Source organism: Nocardioides alkalitolerans, from assembly GCA_038184435.1.
GTDB lineage: Bacteria > Actinomycetota > Actinomycetes > Propionibacteriales > Nocardioidaceae > Nocardioides > Nocardioides alkalitolerans_A.
This window is the reverse complement of the sequence record CP116227.1, coordinates 2,818,949-2,834,403: the sequence shown is the minus strand read 5'-3', so window position 1 is coordinate 2,834,403 and position 15,455 is coordinate 2,818,949. Positions and strand designations below refer to the sequence as shown.

Genomic DNA, 15,455 nt, shown 5'->3' with positions numbered 1-15,455 from the left:
GGTGCAGGGGCGTCAGGCGGTCGGCGCCGCGTGCGCCCGCGCCTCCCGCTTCTGCGCGCGCTTCGCGGCCCTCCGCTCCTTGCGCCGCTCGACCAGCAGGTAGAGCGCCGGCACGAGCAGCAGCGTCAGGAAGGTCGACGACAGGAGGCCGCCGATCACCACGATGGCCAGGGGCTGCGAGATGAAGGCGCTGCCACCGGTCACGCCGAACGCCATGGGCGTCAGGGCGAGGATCGTCGCGAGTGCCGTCATCACGATCGGCCGCACCCGCTTGCCGCCGCCCTCCGCCAGCGCCTCGGTGATGCTCGCCCCCGCCTCGCGGCGCTGGTTGACGAGGTCGATGAGGACGATGGCGTTGGTGACGACGACGCCGATGAGCATGAGCGCGCCGATCAGCGACGGTACGCCGAGGGGGATCCCCGTCACGGCCAGGAGCAGCATCGCGCCGGTGGCGGCGAACGGCACCGACACCAGCAGGATGAGCGGCTGCACGAGCGAGCGGAACGTGCCGACCATGACGACGTAGACGATCGCGATCGCGATGAGCAGCGCGAGGCCGAGCTGTGCGAACGCCTCCGCCTGGTCCTCGGAGACGCCGCCGAGCGACACCTCGGTGCCCTCGGGCAGGTCGAGGTCGTCGATCACCTGCTGCACGGCAGCGGTCACGGAGCCGAGGTCGTCGGCGTCGGGCTCGCCCGTGATGGTGATCGTCCGCTCGCCGTCGGCGCGCGTGATGGCCGTCGCCACCTGCTCCTCGGTGATCTCCGCGACCTGGCCCAGGGTGGTGCCGGGCGCGACGGGCAGCTGCTCGAGCTGCGCGATCGAGGTCGGCTTCACGCCGGCCACGAGGGCGACGTCGAGCTGCTGGCCGTCGATGCTCACCTGACCGATCGGCGGCTGCACCAGGGCCTGGGCGAGCACCTGGCCGAGCGCTGCGGCGGTGAGGCCGGCGGCCTCCGCCTCGGGGCGCGGCTGCACCGACAGCACCGGCTGGGCCGGGGCGGCGTCGGAGGTGACCTGGCCGATGCCGTCGACGTCCTGCAGCTCGGCGGTGACGAGCTCGGCCGCCTCCTCGAGCCGGGACTGGTCCGTCGCGGTGACGACGACCTCGAGCGCGGAGCCGAAGCCGGCGTCCCCGGCCGTGACGGTGACGTCGCCGTCGACGTCCTCGAGGTCGCGGGTGAGCCGGTCCGCGACGGCGTCGGCGTCGGCGTCCTCGTCGAGGGTGACGGCGAACGTGTTGCCGCCTGCGCCCCCGCCGAAGGCCGCGGCCGCCGGGTCGGTCGAGCCGACCGCGGTCTGCACGGTCTCGACGGCGTCGGCCCCGACCAGCACGTCCTCCGCCTGCCGGGCGGCCTCGTCACGACGGGCGAGGGAGGCGCCGGGCTCGAGGTCCTGGGTGATGGTCAGGGTGTTCTGGCCGCTGCTGCCGAGGAAGTTCGTCCCGATGAACGGCGACAGCCCCAGCGTGGCGACCAGCACCACCACGGCCGCGAGCACCGTGGCCCACGGGCGACGCACGACCCAGCGGACGGCCGGGTCGTAGGCGCGGCGCAGCCAGGCACGCTCCTCCTTCTCCTCGGCGGCCGCCTGCACCGCTGCGGCGTCGACGCTGCCGGCGGGCGCGCGGAGGAACCAGAACGCCAGCACCGGGATGATCGTCAGCGCGACCACGAGCGAGGCCAGCAGGGCGAGTGCCACGGTCACGGCGAACGGCCGGAACAGCTCGCCGACCTGGCCGCCGACCACGCCGATGGGCAGGAACACGGCGGCCGTCGCGATGGTCGAGGAGGTGATCGCGCCGCCGACCTCCCGCACGGCGGTGACGATCGCGGTGACCTTCTCCTCGCCGTACGAGAGGTGGCGCTTGATGTTCTCGATCACGACGATCGAGTCGTCGACCACGCGGCCGATCGCGACCGTGAGCGCACCGAGCGTGAGGATGTTGAGCGTGTAGTCGCCGAGCCGCAGGCCGATGAGCGTGACGAGCAGCGACAACGGGATCGAGATCGCCGTGACCAGCGTCGAGCGCACCGAGAAGAGGAACACCAGGATCACGACCACTGCGAAGAGCAGGCCGAGACCGCCCTCCGTGGCGAGGTCCTCCACGGACTTCTCGATGAACGGCGCCTGGTCGAACGAGACGGTGAACTCCGCGTCGTCGCCCAGCTCCTCCTCGAGCTCCGGGAGCAGGTCGGCCACCGCGTGGGAGATGTCGACGGTGTTGCCGTCGGGGGTCTTGGTGATCGCGAGGGCGAGGCTCGGCTCGCCGTTCGTGCGCGCGTACGCCGTGGCCTCCGTCTGCGCGACCGTCACCTCGGCGAGCGTCCCCAGCGGGGCGGTGCCGCCCGCGGGGAGCGTGACCGGGACGGCCTGCAGCTCCTCGAGGGTCGCCGGGGTGCGCCCCACCTGCACGGACAGGCTGGTGTCGCCCTCGTCGACGGAGCCGGCGGGCACGAGCGCGGCGTTGGTCTGGAGCGCGGTGGCGATCTCGGCGCCGGTGACCCCCTCGGCGGTCGCCGCGGGGGTCGGCGTGATCTCGACCCGGTCGGTCGGGGCGCCGGTGACCTGCACCTGGCGCACGCCCTCGACGTCCTCCAGCTCGGGCTGCGCGATGCGCTCGAGGCGCTCGGCGAGCACGGCCGGGTCGGCGTCGGAGGTGACGGCGAGCTGCACCACCGGGAACTGGTCGAAGTCGCCGGCGAAGACCACGGGGTCGACCGTGTCGGGCAGGGTGTCGAGGCTCGACACGGCGCTCTCGACCTGCTGCTGGGCGCGGTCGAGGTCGGTGCCGTACTCGAGGAGCACCAGCACCAGCGACGAGCCGCTCGACGAGGTGGAGTCGAGCTCCTCGAGGCCGTCGACGCCGGAGAGCGCCGCCTCGACGGGGATGGTGACCTCCTGCTCGACCGCCTCGGGGGAGGCGCCGGCGTAGGGCAGCACCACGCCGACGGCGGGGAACTGGAGGTTGGGGATGAGCTCCTGCTTGAGCGAGCCCATCGAGATGACGCCGAAGACCGCCACGAAGAGGGTCGTCAGGGCGACGAGTGCGCGGTTGCGCAGGGAGAAGGACGCGAGTCGGCCCACGGGGTTCTGCTCCTGGGGTGTCGGAACGGGAGAGCCGCGGAGGGGGCGCGACGAGACAGTTAGCCTTGCGCTAACCATAGGCTGGTCCGGTGAACGAGCGCGAACGAGATGTCGACGCCGTCGAGGCGACCCTCGTGCGGATCCAGGACCTCTTCACCGACGTGCGCGTCGACGCCCTCGTCGCCAGCGAGCTCACCCTGCAGCAGCTCAAGGTGCTGATGCTGGCCGTCTACCGCGCGCCGCTGTCGGCCCACGACGTCGCGACCGCGCTGGGGGTGAGCGCGGCGACGGTCTCCGGTCTCGTCGGTCGGCTGGTCGACCACGGGCTGCTCCGGCAGGAGCCGGCTCCCGACGACCGCCGGGTGCGTCACCTGCGGGCCACCGACGCCGGCGAGGCCGCGCTCGACCAGGTCGCCCGGCTCCAGATGCAGCACCGCCGCGAGCTGCTCGTGCGGCTCGAGGACGCCGAGCTCGCCGCCCTGCGGGTGGGGCTGGCCGGCATCGAGCGCGCCGCCCGGGAGGTCCGGGACGTCCGAGAGGTGCAGGACCCGCCCGTCGACGGCGGGTGACCCGCCGTCGTACGGCGGGGGAGCTCAGGCGTCCGCGGCGGCGCCCAGCACCGCGAGCAGCTCGAGCTTCTCGTGGCTCTCCGACCCGGGCTCGGCGGTGTAGACCATGAGCCGGTGCGACTGGTCGGGATCGAGCAGCGTCTGGCAGTGCACCTCGATCCGGCCGACGGTCGGGTGCTGGTAGCACTTGAGCTCGTGCGGCTCGAGGCCGACCTCGTGGGCGTCCCACAGCTCGCGGAACTCGGCGCTGCGCTCGAGCAGGAGGTCCGTGAGCGCTGCGGCGCGCGAGCCCGGACCGCGGAGGCCGACGACGGCGCGCAGGCCCGACGCGTAGAGCCGGGAGAGGAACGCGTGCTCCTCGGGCGCGTGGCGGTCGCGGCTCGCCGGGTCGACGAACCACCGGTAGCCGCGGCTGCGCTCCGGACCCGTCAGGTGGGCGGTCGGTCCGGTGAGGGCGACGGACAGCGGGGTCTGCCGCAGCGTGTCCCCGAGCTCGGTGACGATCTCCGCCGGGGTGTCCGCGAGGCGGTCGAAGATGCGGAGCAGGCCGGGCGACAGGTGCTCGCTGCTCGCCCCGCGTGGCGGCGGGCGGTGGCCGAGCAGGCGGAACAGGTGGTCGCGCTCGGCGAGGGTGAGGTGCAGCCCCTGGGCGAGCGCGGCGGCCATCTGCTCGGACGGCCGCGGGCCGCGCTGCTGCTCGAGGCGCGTGTAGTAGTCCGTCGACATGTGGCAGAGCGCCGCGACCTCCTCGCGCCGCAGGCCGGAGGCGCGCCGCCGCGGCCCGCGCGGCAGCCCCACGTCCTCGGGCTGCAGCGACTCCCTGCGCCGGCGCAGGAAGTCGGCCAGTCCGGCTCGATCGACCACGGTGGCCTCCTCTCCGCGCCCTTCCTACCGCGCCCGGGTGCCCCGGTGCCACGGACCATCGATCCCCCCGTACGGCGCGGGAGGGGCCGAAGGGGGGGATCGGCGGGCCCTGCCGCCGGTCGACGCGGGGGAGCAGGGTGGAGCGCGACACCGATCGCCAGGAGGCGCCATGACCCGCTCGACCCCCCACCTGACCGTCCCCGACCTCACCGGCCGTCGGGTGGTCCTGACCGGCGGCAGCGACGGGATCGGGCTCGTCCTCGCCCGGCGCCTCGCCGGTGCGGGCGCCGACCTGGTGCTGGGCGTGCGCAACCCCGCCAAGGGCGAGACGGCGGTCGCCGCGATCAGGTCGGAGCACCCCGGTGCCGCGGTGACGCTCGGGTCGCTCGACCTCGCCTCGCTCGCATCGGTCGAGGCGTTCGCGACGACGCTCAGGGACGACGGGCGGCCCGTGCACGTGCTGCTCAACAACGCGGGGGTGATGACGCCGCCCGAGCGCCGCACCACCGCCGACGGCCACGAGCTGCAGCTCGGCACGAACCACCTCGGTCACGTCGCCCTCGTCGCCCACCTGCTGCCGCTGCTGCGGGCGGGTCGGGCGCGGGTGACGTCGCAGACCAGCATCGTCGCGCGGCGCGGGAGCGTGCACTGGGAGGACCTCGACTGGGAGCGGTCCTACGACGCGATGGCGGCCTACGGCTCGTCCAAGGTGATCCAGGGCCTGTTCGCGCTCGAGCTCGACCGGCGCAGTCGCGCCCACGGGTGGGGCATCACGAGCAACCTGGCCCACCCCGGGGTGGCCCCGACGAGCCTCCTCGCCGCACGCCCCGAGATGGGCCGCGACGACGAGACCCGGGAGGTCCGGTTGATCCGGAGGCTGTCGAGGGTCGGCATCGTCGGCACCCCCGAGTCCGCCGCGCTGCCGGCCCTGCTCGCGGCCACCGCCCCCGGTGACGCGGGCGGGCGCTTCTACGGGCCACGTCGTCTCGGCGGCCTCACCGGCGCACCGGCGGAGCGGCCGCTCTACGGGCCGCTGCGCTCGGAGACCGACGCCGCCCGGGCGTGGACCGAGTCGCTGCGCCTCGCGGGCGTCGAGCTCCCGGCGGACTGACCCCGCGGCGTACGGCGGGGGAGCCGACCCCCGCAAAGGCGAAGGCCCCGCGAGGATCTCGCGGGGCCTTCGTGCTCGTGGGCAGGGGCGGGGTCGAACCGCCGACCTATCACTTTTCAGGCGATCGCTCGTACCAACTGAGCTACCTGCCCGAGCGGGGTAGACCATACCGCAGCCCGCGGCACCTCACGAATCGGATCTCGTCGTCGGTGGACGTCGGGCGCGTGCCCGAGGGGTTCGTTGGCGGCGCTCCGAGCCCCGCCCTATGCTGGTGCGCGCGTCCGGCCCCCATCGTCTAGCGGCCTAGGACCCCGCCCTTTCACGGCGGTAGCGCCGGTTCGAATCCGGTTGGGGGTGCGACGAACCAGGCCGGTGGAGCTCGATTGTGAATCGGGAGCGACTGTGCGTTATGGTTCACCGGCTCCTGCACCGCAGGGGTTGAGCAAGGCCCCGTAGCGCAGTTGGTTAGCGCGCCGCCCTGTCACGGCGGAGGCCGCGGGTTCGAGTCCCGTCGGGGTCGCCGACCCACCGCCCCGGATCTCATCGAGATCCGGGGCGGTGGTCATTTCCGGCCCGTTCCCGGTCACCCGCGAGGATGGGCCCATGCCCGTCGACCTCGACCGTCCCGCCTTCGAGCAGCTCGTCGACCGCGCGCTCGACGGCATCCCCGACGAGCTCGCCGCGCTCGTGGACAACCTCGTCGTGCTCGTCGAGGAGGAGCCACCGGAGGGGGAGCCCGCCGACCTGCTGGGCCTGTACGACGGGGTGGCCCTCACCGAGCGCGGGTTCGACTACGGCGGGGTGCTGCCCGACCGGATCTTCGTCTTCCGCAAGCCGCTGCTCGCGATGTGCGAGGACCTGGAGGAGCTCGAGGACGAGGTGCGGATCACCGTCGTCCACGAGATCGCCCACCACTTCGGGATCGACGACGCCGCGCTGCACGACCTCGGCTGGGGCTGAGCCCCGCGGGCGAGCCGGGTCAGCTCGCGTGCGAGGACTGGTCGCGCGCCTCGACCCAGGGTGTGGGCGCCGCCCCGGCGGACTGGGCCGAGATCTCGCCGAGGAGCCACCGTTGGAACTCCCGCTGCGGCTCGGACCGCGCGAGGGACAGGAGCCGCTGCGTGCGGCAGAAGGCGTCGGCGAGGTCGAGGAGGTCCCGCATCTGGTGGGACAGATCGGCGGCGGGCTGGCCCACCGTCAGCAGGAAGTCGCCGGTGACGCGGCCCGCGGCGAGGCCCGCCTCGACGCTGCCGGCGATCCCCGCGTGGTCGATGTGGTTCTCGAACAGGTCGAAGACCCGGGAGAGCTCGTGGGCGAGCGGGTAGTCGTCCTGGTGGGCCAGCGAGAGCAGGCGCACCTCGCGCCGCAGGTCGCCGTAGTGCCGGCGGAAGTCGCGGTAGGGCAGCAGCGGCATCCCGCGCAGCCGCACGAACACGGTCGGCACCCGCTCGATGTCGCCGGTGGTGAGGGTGATGTCGAAGACCTCGCCCTCGAGGTCGGCGTCGAGCCGCGGTTCCGGCACCGGCTCGAACCAGACGACCTTGCCCTCGGGGACGATGTCGGCGCCCCAGGCGGCGGAGTTCATCGCCACGAGCCCCAGCCCGCGCCCGACCGTCAGCAGGAAGCCGAACTCGTCGTCCTCGTCCCCCGGGTCCGACGCCGGTGCGGTGAGGCTCGGCGGCACGCGCGAACCGTCCGCCACCTCGAAGCGCGGGTGGGCCCGGGTGCCCCGCACGCGCACGGTGATGGGCTCGGTGGCGTGGAGGAGCGCGTTGGTGACGAGCTCGGAGACACCCAGCTCGGCGGCGTCGAGCAGGTCCTCGCGGCCCATGTCGTGGCACACCGCCGCGGCCCAGCGCCGAGCCTGCTGGACGCAGGTCGGGCCGGGCTCGAGTCGGACGGCCTCTCGGCTCTGCGGCATCACGCCAACCTTCGTCGTCACAAGCGCGCGTCAGCCCGAGCAGGACGCGGGGGTTCGGTCATCTCGCGCCTGCTTCCCCGGGGCGATGTGGTCGAAACCACCGCGCTCGATGTGCTTTGTGTCGTAGGTAGGAGAAGAATGGTCACCGGCCCCACACATCGGCGAGGAAGGGTGGGTTCATGAACCAGCAGAGCAGCTCGGATCGACACAAGGTCGTGGTGATCGGTTCCGGCTTCGGAGGGCTCTTCGGCACGAAGGCCCTGCGCAAGGCGCCGGTCGACGTCACGATGGTGGCCAAGACGACCCACCACCTGTTCCAGCCGCTGCTCTACCAGGTGGCGACCGGCATCCTGTCGCAGGGCGAGATCGCGCCCCCGACCCGCGAGGTGCTGGCGAAGCAGAAGAACGCCACCGTCCTGCTGGGCGAGGTCACCGACATCGACCTCGAGAACCGGATCGTGACGTCCCACGTGCTGGGCCTCGAGACCCTCACGCCCTACGACTCGCTCATCGTGGCGGCGGGCGCGGGCCAGAGCTACTTCGGCAACGACCACTTCGCCGAGTTCGCGCCGGGCATGAAGAGCATCGACGACGCCCTCGAGCTGCGCGGCCGCATCTTCGGCGCGTTCGAGCTGGCCGAGATCGCCGCCGCGCGCGGCGAGAAGGTGCAGGACCTGCTCACCTTCGTCGTGGTCGGCGCCGGCCCGACGGGCGTCGAGATGGCCGGGCAGATCGCCGAGCTCGCCCACCGCACGCTGCGCACCGACTTCCGCCACATCAACACCGAGAAGGCCCGCGTCGTGCTGGTCGACGCCGCCCCGCAGGTGCTGCCGCCGTTCGGCGAGAAGCTGGGCGCCTCGGCCAAGGCGTCGCTGGAGAAGCTGGGCGTCGAGGTCAAGCTGGGCGCGATGGTCACGTCCGTCGACCAGGACGGGCTCGACGTCAAGTACAAGGACGGCTCGACGGAGCGCATCAACTCCACGGCGATGATCTGGGCCGCCGGTGTGCAGGCGAACTCGCTCGGCAAGACGCTGGCGGAGCAGAGCGGCGCCCCGCTCGACCGCGCCGGCCGGATCGGCGTCAACCCCGACCTCACCCTCCCGGGCTACCCGGAGGTCTTCGTCGTCGGCGACATGATCAGCCTCAACAACCTGCCGGGCGTCGCCCAGGTGGCGATCCAGGGTGCGAAGTACGCGGCCAAGGAGATCCAGGGCCGGCTGCAGGGCAAGGCCCCCCAGAAGCCGTTCAAGTACTTCGACAAGGGCTCGATGGCCGTCATCGGCCGCTTCCGCGCGGTCATGATGGTGGGCAACAAGATCCGCATCAGCGGCATCATCGCCTGGCTGTCCTGGCTCGCCGTGCACCTGATGTACCTCACCGGGTTCAAGAACCGCGTCACCGCGCTGCTGCGCTGGTTCGTCTCCTTCGTCGGTCGCGACCGCTCGGAGCGCACCATGACCGAGCAGCAGGTCTTCGCCCGTCGGGCGCTCGCGCGGCTCGAGGGCGGCGCCCGCGACCTGGTGACCCGCGACGACTCGAAGGCCGAGGAGGCGCTCGAGGCGCGTCGTACCGAGCTGGAGAAGCAGGCCGCGGAGGAGTCCCGTCTCACCGACGCGGGCGAGCGCGGCGTCGCCGTCGGGTGAGCCACGGACACGGGCACGGGCACGGCCCGTCGGTCGGCGCGGTGCGCACCGACCGGCGGGCCGTGGTGCTGCTCCTGGGGTTCCTCGCCGTGGTGCTCGTCGGCACCCTGTCGGGCCTCGTCGCCCTCTGGCCGTCGGACGCCGACGCCGTCGACGACGTCCAGTACGCCGCGGAGGGCGTCACCTTCGTCGACGCCGAGGTCGTGCGAGTCGAGGACGCGTGCCCGGTCATCGCGGTCGGCCCGGGTCTGCCCGAGCCCGAGGGCGGCTCCGACCAGGCCTTCCCCGAGAACTGCAACACCCTCGTCGCGCGGCTGAGCGAGGGCCCGGAGGAGGGTGACGAGACCCGCGTGCAGACGGAGGCGTCCGTCGTGCGCTCCGGTCTGCGGGCCGGCGACGAGGTCGTGCTCATGCGCGTCCCGCCGGTCGAGGGCCAGCCGGAGACGGTCTACGGCTTCTCCCACCCCCACCGCGACGCGCCCCTCCTGGCCATGACGATCCTCTTCGTGGTGGTCGTCGCGGTCATCGCCCGCGTGCGCGGCATCCTGGCGCTCATCGGCCTCGGCTTCGCCGCCGTCGTGCTCTGGGGGTTCATGATCCCCGGGCTGCTGGCGGGGGAGAGCGGCATCGGGGTCGCGGTGGTCGGCTCGATCGTCATCATGTACGTCGTCCTCTACCTGGCGCACGGACCCTCGCTGCGCACCAGCGCGGCCCTCGCGGGGACGCTCCTGGGCATCAGCGTCACCGCGCTGCTCGGCGTCTGGGCGGTCGGCGCGGCGCGGCTGTCCGGCATGAGCGACGAGAACGGCGAGTTCCTCCAGCTCTACGCCGACCAGCTCAACTTCAAGGCGCTGCTGTCGGCCGGCATCATCATCGCCGGTCTGGGCGTGCTCAACGACGTCACCATCACCCAGGCCTCCGCGGTCTGGGAGCTGCGGTCGGCCGCCCCCGACATGACCCGCCGCGAGATCTTCTCGCGCGGCATGCGGATCGGGCGCGACCACATCGCCTCGACGATCTACACGATCGTGTTCGCCTACGCGGGCACGGCGCTGGGCGTGCTGCTGCTGCTCTCGCTCTACGACCGCCCGATCGCCGACGTGCTCTCCTCCGACATGCTGAGCGAGGAGGTCGTGCGCACCCTGGCCTCGGCCATCGGACTGGTGGCGAGCGTCCCCATCACGACGGCGATCGCCGCGGCGACGGTGGCCCCACCGGGAGCCCCGCCCGCCGCCGGGAAGCGTGCGCTCAGAGGTCGCGCCGGTAGCGACGTACCGCCTGCATGAACGCCACCGGGTCCACCATCGAGCGGTCGATGGTGACCGGCCCGAGGCTGCGGCGGTGGATCTGCAGGCGCCAGTTCCGCTGACCGGGGGTGCCGTGCTCCTCCACGTCGAGCTGCACGTTGGTGAGGTCGAACGACGACGTGCTCGTGGCGCGGGTGATGTGGAGGACGCCGCGGTCGATGACCACGGTGGTCGGCGCGGAGCCGGCGCGCACCGCCCACACCACGAGGGTCAGCACGCCGGCGACGCCCGCGAGCGCGGCGTCGGCGACGTCGCGGGTGTCGTAGGCGACCCACGCCATCCCCGCCGTCACGAGCAGTCCGGCCACGATCAGCAGGGTCGCCGTGACCTGGCCCGTCCGCGGCGACGCGAACTCGACCCGGAGCGGGGTGCGCTCCTCGGCGGGCCGGGAGGCCTCGTCGCGGGTACGCCGCCCCACCGGTTCCGCTGCCGCTGCGGCCTCGGCGCGCGCGGCCTCCTCACGCGCGGCTGCCGCGGCGCGCTCCTCCTCGACGCGTCGCGCCGCCGCCACGAGGGGTGACGCGGCCGCTGTCGAGCTGGCTTCCTCCGGCTCCGCCTCGGGTGCCGGCTCGGGCTCGGTCTCCGGCTCGGGACGCCGGAACGCCGCGACGACCGACTGGGCGATGTCGTGGGAGGTGCTGGGCGGCGGGGCCGTGCTGACGTGGCGGCCCGCCGTGTCCTCCGGCGGGAGCGGCGGGTTGTCGGGGTCCGCGGCCCGGCCGGGGTAGAGGTCGACTGTGGCGGGCGCAGGCTGCGGTTCCGGTTCCGGTTCCGGTTCCGGTTCCGGTTCCGGTTCCGGTTCCGGTTCGGGCTCCGGCTCCGGCCGCAGCGCCGCGAGCACCGACGCGGCGGCGGAGTTCTGGGTGACGACCGGCGCGGGCGCGGCGACGGGACGAGCGAGAGGCTGAGGGTCCGCCTGCGGTTCGTGGTCGGGCTCCGGTTCGGGCTCGGGCTCGGGCTCCGGTTCGGGCTCCGGCTCCGGGTCGTCCCGTCCGAGGGGACTGTCGTCGTCGAGACCGACGAGCTCGATCGGGCCGGTGAGGGGGTCGAGGGGATCCCAGCGGTACGGCTCGTCGGACGGGTCGTCGTCCTGCTGCTCGCGCGGCTCGACCGGGTCGGGGGACGGTGACGGCGGCAGCGACGGCAGGGGGCCGCTCGCGGTCAGCACGTCCTGGTCGTGCTCGTGGTGCTCCTCGTCCGTCGGTTCGGTCGGGGTGCTGCGTGCGTCGTCGGTGGCGCGGAACGCCGCGAGCACCGAGGCGGCCGCGGCGTGCTGCGGCGCCGGCTCGGGCTCGGGCTCGACGGGCTCGGGCTCGACGGCCTCGGGCTTCGGTTCGACGGGCTCGACCGCTGCGGCCTCGGGGTCGACGGGCGCGTCGGCGGCGTCGTACGCCGGGGTGGGCGCAGGCGCCTCGGTGCTCTCCACGGCGGCGGGGGCGACCGGCTGCTCGGGCGCTCCACTGCGGCTGGCCGCGCGCCGCTCCCGCATCTCGAGCCACCGGCTCCGGAGGTCGGTGGGCCGGTCCCCGCCGTCCTGTGGATTGCTCATGGGCAGAAACTACGTGGTCAGCGGGTTGCCGCGCGATCGAATCCCCGAGCGACGCGTTGTCGGGATTCGCGGGACGGCTCACCACCCCGGTGCCACACTGGACCGCGGGTGGTGGCCGAGACCCGAGACTCGGCCACCACCCCTCGATTCCGGACCCGCGTCGCCTCCCCCGTCGGCGCGGGTCCTCGTCGTCGGTGGGTACTGGCGCACCCGTGCCCCTGCCACGCCCGCTCGCCGACCTCGCGCTGCACCCCGCGCCCGCCGTCGCGGCGAAGGCAGCGGTCGCCGCCGTGCTCGCCTACCTCGCCGTCGTCCCGTGGGGTGGGGTGGCGTCGCACTACGCCTACTACGCGCCGCTCGGCGCGGTCGTCACCGTGTCGACGACGACGGTGCACTCGGTCCGTACTGCCGTGCAGTCGGCGGTCGCGATCGGGCTGGGTGCGGCGCTCGCCGTAGCGGTGACGATGACCTCCGTGCCGACGCTCGCCGGGATCGCCGCGGTGGTGGCGCTCGGCAGCCTGCTCTCGTGGTGGGGACGGCTCGGGGCGATGGCCTCGTGGGTGCCGGTGTCGGCGCTGTTCGTGCTGCTCATCGGTGGTGGCGACCCCGGGGGCTACGTCCTGGGGTACCTCGGCCTCACCGCCGTCGGCGCCGCGGTCGGCGTGCTGGTCAACGTGCTGCTGCCCTCCCTGCCGCTCGCCACGGCCGACGCGGCGCAGGCCGAGCTGCGGGCGCTGCTGGCGGACCAGCTCGACGACCTCGCCGACGGGCTGCGCCAGGAGTCGCTGCCGCGGCCCTCCGAGTGGGAGGCCCGGGCGCGGGACCTCGCCACCCCCACCCGCTCGCTCGAGAGCCTGGTGGCCCGTGCCGCCGAGGCACAGCGGGCGAACTGGCGCGCTCGGCGCTGGCAGGACTCCGCGCGGTCGACGGTCACGCAGGGACGGGCGCTCGGGTGGCTGTCCTACGAGGTGGAGGAGATCCTGCGGACCCTCGCCCGCGACGAGCACGCCGAGCGCGACGAGGTCGCCCTCGGTCCGCTGCTCCGCCCTGCGGCGGCCGACGCGTTCGTCGCCGTCGCCGCGGTGCTGCGCGCGGTGGGGGAGGACCGCGAACCCGCGTACGGCGCGGCCGACGCCACCGTCGCGCGCTTCGCCGAGGCCGTGCGCGAGCGGCAGCGCGCGGGCGCGGACACCTTCGCCGCGTCGGCGCTCGTCGTGGCGACCCGGCGGGTGCTCGAGGCGGTGGACCCGAGCGTCGCGGCGCGCGTCGCGTCTTGAGAGGATGGCGGGCGACGGGCGCCTCGTGGTGGCGGCCGTCGAGGGCCACTAGCTCAATGGGCAGAGCATCGGACTTTTAATCCGCTGGTTCAGGGTTCGAGTCCCTGGTGGCCTACGGGAACCACGTCTGACCTGCGGGGACGCAATCGAGCACTCTGGTGGTTGGAGCGGATCCAACGTTTATCCAACGGTTTGGGCCGCGAGGTGCGCTCAGAGGATGTCGGCGGCTCGGCTCGGCGCTGCACGTCGGCCAAGGTACGAGGCGGTAACGCTCACATTGGCGTGGCCCAGCTGGTTGGCGATCTCGGCCAAGGGTGCTCCGGCCTCGTCCATCCAGGTGGCGACGGTCCGTCGGAAGGTGTGGGACGTTGCCCAGGGCATCCCTGCGGTCTTCATGCGGGTGGTGATGGTGCGGGTGACGTTGCGCTTGTCGCGCGGCTGGCCGAGCTTCGAGGGGTAGCGGGTGACGCCGAAGACCAGCCCGCGGGTGCCGAACCGGTGGCCGCGGCAACGCAGGCGGTCAGCGAGCCACGGAGGCAGCGGTAGCACTCGGTCGGCGTTGTCGGTCTTGGTGCCGCGGACGTGGACGCGAGGTCCCTGCGGGTCGTCGAGATCGACGTCAGGGTCTGCTGCACCGTCCGGTGACAGTTGGGTTAGGCCGCCTGGGTGGCGGTTGGAAGCATGATCAGCTCGTATTCGACCGGGGTCAATCGGCCGAGAGCAGCCTGCCTTCGGCGGCGGTGGTAGGTCTTCTCGATCCAGGTCACGATCGCGATCCGCAGCTCTTCCTGCCTGGCCCACGTGCGGCGGTCCAGGACGTTCTTCTGCAGTAGCGCGAAAAAGCTCTCCATGGCCGCGTTGTCGCCGGCCGCGCCGACGCGGCCCATCGATCCGACCATGTCGTGACGGTTGAGCGCGTGGACCAGCTTTCGGCTGCGGAACTGCGACCCGCGATCGGTATGCAGGACACAACCGGCCACATCCGCGCCTTCGGCGTTGCGGTGGGCAACGGCGTTGTCGAGCGCAGCGACAGCGATGCGGGACTTCATCCGTGAGTCGATGGAGTAGCCCATGATCCGGTTCGAGTAGACGTCCTTGATCGCGCAGAGGTAGAGCTTGCCTTCGCGCGTCCAGTGCTCGGTGATGTTGGAGAGCCACAGCTGGTTCGGGCCGTTGGCGGTGAATTCGTGGCGGGTCACGCCGTGTTCGTCGAGGACGGCGCAGAGGTCATCGTGGACCGGCGGCCCGGGCTTCTTGCCGTGGCGCCCGCGCTTCTTCCCGAACGCGGACCACCAGCCGAGGTCGGAGCAGATCCTCCACGCGGTCCGTTCGGCCATCGGCTGTCCTGCGTCCCTGGCTTCGTCGAGGAGGAACCGGTAGCCGAACTCCGGGTCGTCGCGGTGTGCGTCGAACAGCGCGTTGGCCCGATAGGCGGCAGTGAGCTCGGCATCGGTGACCGGGCACCGGAGCCAGCGGTAGTAGGGCTGGCGGGCGAGCTTCAGCACCCGGCACGTCACCGCGACGGGGATCCCGTCGGCAGCCAGCTCGCGGACGAGCGGGTACATCATTTTCCCGGCAGGTTGGCCTGCGACAGGTAGGCGGCCGCACGGCGCAGGACCTCGTTCTCCTGCTCCAGCAGCTTGATCCGCCTGTTCGCCTCACGCAGCGCATCGGACTCGTTCGCAGCCTGAGCGGCCGGCGACGGGCTCGTCGAGTTCCGATCATCGATCATGAGCCACCGCTTGAGGCACGACGGCGAGATCCCGAAGTCCTTCGCGGCCTGGGCAATGGATGAGTCCGAGTCCTTGAAGACCCGGATCACGTCCTCGCGGAACTCCTTGGGGAACGCCTTCGGCATGGTGTACATCCTTCCAGCGCCGACACACATCGACGCAGATCAGATGTCACCGATCAGTGCAGCAGACCCCCTCCTTCGTTCAGCCAGGCTCGCCGCTACCAACGTCCTGACCGGGTACACCTAGGCGTGGTGTTCGATGTCCCACCCGCCTTGCGGTGAGGCGATAGGCGATCTGTAGGGCGGTGAGAGTCCCCCTGCGGGTATCGGCCCCTCCACTGCGGGTCGAGAGGGCCGCCCGTACTGCCACGGCGAGCACGGGGCCGATGCGA

Annotated in this window: 12 protein-coding genes and 4 tRNA genes; 9 read left to right on the top strand and 7 right to left on the bottom strand. The window is 72.8% G+C overall.

From position 1 onward, the window contains the following. Positions 1-12: 12 nt before the first annotated feature. Entirely contained in the window at positions 13-3,087 is a 3,075-nt protein-coding gene (locus tag PIR53_13495) for an efflux RND transporter permease subunit (protein WZH51029.1), read from the bottom strand. Between the two features lie 89 nt (positions 3,088-3,176). On the opposite strand from PIR53_13495, the gene PIR53_13490 reads away from it, so the two are divergent. Next, positions 3,177-3,656: a MarR family transcriptional regulator gene (locus tag PIR53_13490; protein WZH51028.1), complete on the top strand. Its 480-nt coding sequence runs from the start codon at positions 3,177-3,179 to the stop codon at positions 3,654-3,656. 24 nt (positions 3,657-3,680) lie between these two features. On the opposite strand, the gene PIR53_13485 is transcribed toward PIR53_13490, so the two are convergent. After that, positions 3,681-4,520, bottom strand: coding sequence for a helix-turn-helix transcriptional regulator (locus tag PIR53_13485; protein WZH51027.1), 840 nt, complete (start codon positions 4,518-4,520; stop codon positions 3,681-3,683). Positions 4,521-4,689: 169 nt separating this feature from the next. Between PIR53_13485 and PIR53_13480 the strand changes: the two genes are divergently transcribed. Beyond that, on the top strand, positions 4,690-5,631 hold the full coding sequence (locus tag PIR53_13480; protein WZH51026.1) for an SDR family oxidoreductase: 942 nt from the start codon (positions 4,690-4,692) through the stop codon (positions 5,629-5,631). Positions 5,632-5,709: 78 nt separating this feature from the next. On the opposite strand, the gene PIR53_13475 is transcribed toward PIR53_13480, so the two are convergent. Next, a tRNA-Phe gene (locus PIR53_13475) sits at positions 5,710-5,783 on the bottom strand. 132 nt (positions 5,784-5,915) lie between these two features. On the opposite strand from PIR53_13475, the gene PIR53_13470 reads away from it, so the two are divergent. The 3 genes from PIR53_13470 to PIR53_13460 all read left to right on the top strand — a co-directional run bounded on the left by PIR53_13470 (position 5,916) and on the right by PIR53_13460 (position 6,591). Continuing rightward, positions 5,916-5,988, top strand: a tRNA-Glu gene (locus tag PIR53_13470). 89 nt (positions 5,989-6,077) lie between these two features. Beyond that, positions 6,078-6,151, top strand: a tRNA-Asp gene (locus PIR53_13465). An 83-nt stretch (positions 6,152-6,234) separates the two neighbouring features. Further along, entirely contained in the window at positions 6,235-6,591 is a 357-nt protein-coding gene (locus PIR53_13460; GenBank protein ID WZH51025.1) for a metallopeptidase family protein, read from the top strand. A 19-nt stretch (positions 6,592-6,610) separates the two neighbouring features. Here PIR53_13460 and PIR53_13455 read toward each other — a convergent pair whose 3' ends face one another. Then, the gene (locus PIR53_13455) at positions 6,611-7,552 is read right to left on the bottom strand and encodes an ATP-binding protein (GenBank protein WZH51024.1); all 942 of its coding nucleotides are present in this window, start codon (positions 7,550-7,552) and stop codon (positions 6,611-6,613) included. A 179-nt stretch (positions 7,553-7,731) separates the two neighbouring features. Here PIR53_13455 and PIR53_13450 point away from each other — a divergent pair, with 179 nt between their 5' ends. Together PIR53_13450 and PIR53_13445 are read left to right on the top strand one after the other, a co-directional pair. Further along, positions 7,732-9,195, top strand: a complete 1,464-nt coding sequence (locus tag PIR53_13450) for an FAD-dependent oxidoreductase (GenBank protein WZH51023.1) — start codon at positions 7,732-7,734, stop codon at positions 9,193-9,195. Further along, positions 9,192-10,481: a YibE/F family protein gene (locus PIR53_13445; protein ID WZH51022.1), complete on the top strand. Its 1,290-nt coding sequence runs from the start codon at positions 9,192-9,194 to the stop codon at positions 10,479-10,481. Before PIR53_13450 ends, PIR53_13445 begins: the two co-directional genes overlap by 4 nt. Here PIR53_13445 and PIR53_13440 read toward each other — a convergent pair. Beyond that, complete coding sequence (locus PIR53_13440; GenBank protein ID WZH51021.1) at positions 10,444-12,051, bottom strand: hypothetical protein; 1,608 nt, start codon at positions 12,049-12,051, stop codon at positions 10,444-10,446. The two genes, PIR53_13445 and PIR53_13440, sit on opposite strands and share 38 nt — an antisense overlap. 212 nt (positions 12,052-12,263) lie before the next feature. Here PIR53_13440 and PIR53_13435 point away from each other — a divergent pair, with 212 nt between their 5' ends. Next, complete coding sequence (locus PIR53_13435; protein ID WZH51020.1) at positions 12,264-13,328, top strand: hypothetical protein; 1,065 nt, start codon at positions 12,264-12,266, stop codon at positions 13,326-13,328. Positions 13,329-13,370: 42 nt separating this feature from the next. Then, a tRNA-Lys gene (locus PIR53_13430) sits at positions 13,371-13,443 on the top strand. Positions 13,444-13,538: 95 nt separating this feature from the next. Here PIR53_13430 and PIR53_13425 read toward each other — a convergent pair. Together PIR53_13425 and PIR53_13420 are read right to left on the bottom strand one after the other, a co-directional pair. Beyond that, positions 13,539-13,877: a site-specific integrase gene (locus tag PIR53_13425; protein ID WZH51019.1), complete on the bottom strand. Its 339-nt coding sequence runs from the start codon at positions 13,875-13,877 to the stop codon at positions 13,539-13,541. Positions 13,878-13,981: 104 nt separating this feature from the next. Further along, positions 13,982-15,186, bottom strand: a protein-coding gene (locus PIR53_13420) for an IS3 family transposase (GenBank protein WZH51018.1) whose coding sequence is annotated in 2 segments (ribosomal slippage) — positions 13,982-14,899 and positions 14,902-15,186 — 1,203 coding nt in all. Because the reading frame shifts where the segments join, the coding sequence is not laid out codon by codon here. Positions 15,187-15,455: the final 269 nt, after the last annotated feature.

Coding starts and splice junctions, on each gene's coding strand:
- PIR53_13440 (WZH51021.1), bottom strand. CDS start 12,051: ATGAGCAATCCACAGGACGGCGGGGACCGGCCCACCGACCTCCGGAGC.
- PIR53_13455 (WZH51024.1), bottom strand. CDS start 7,552: ATGCCGCAGAGCCGAGAGGCCGTCCGACTCGAGCCCGGCCCGACCTGC.
- PIR53_13460 (WZH51025.1), top strand. CDS start 6,235: ATGCCCGTCGACCTCGACCGTCCCGCCTTCGAGCAGCTCGTCGACCGC.
- PIR53_13480 (WZH51026.1), top strand. CDS start 4,690: ATGACCCGCTCGACCCCCCACCTGACCGTCCCCGACCTCACCGGCCGT.
- PIR53_13450 (WZH51023.1), top strand. CDS start 7,732: ATGAACCAGCAGAGCAGCTCGGATCGACACAAGGTCGTGGTGATCGGT.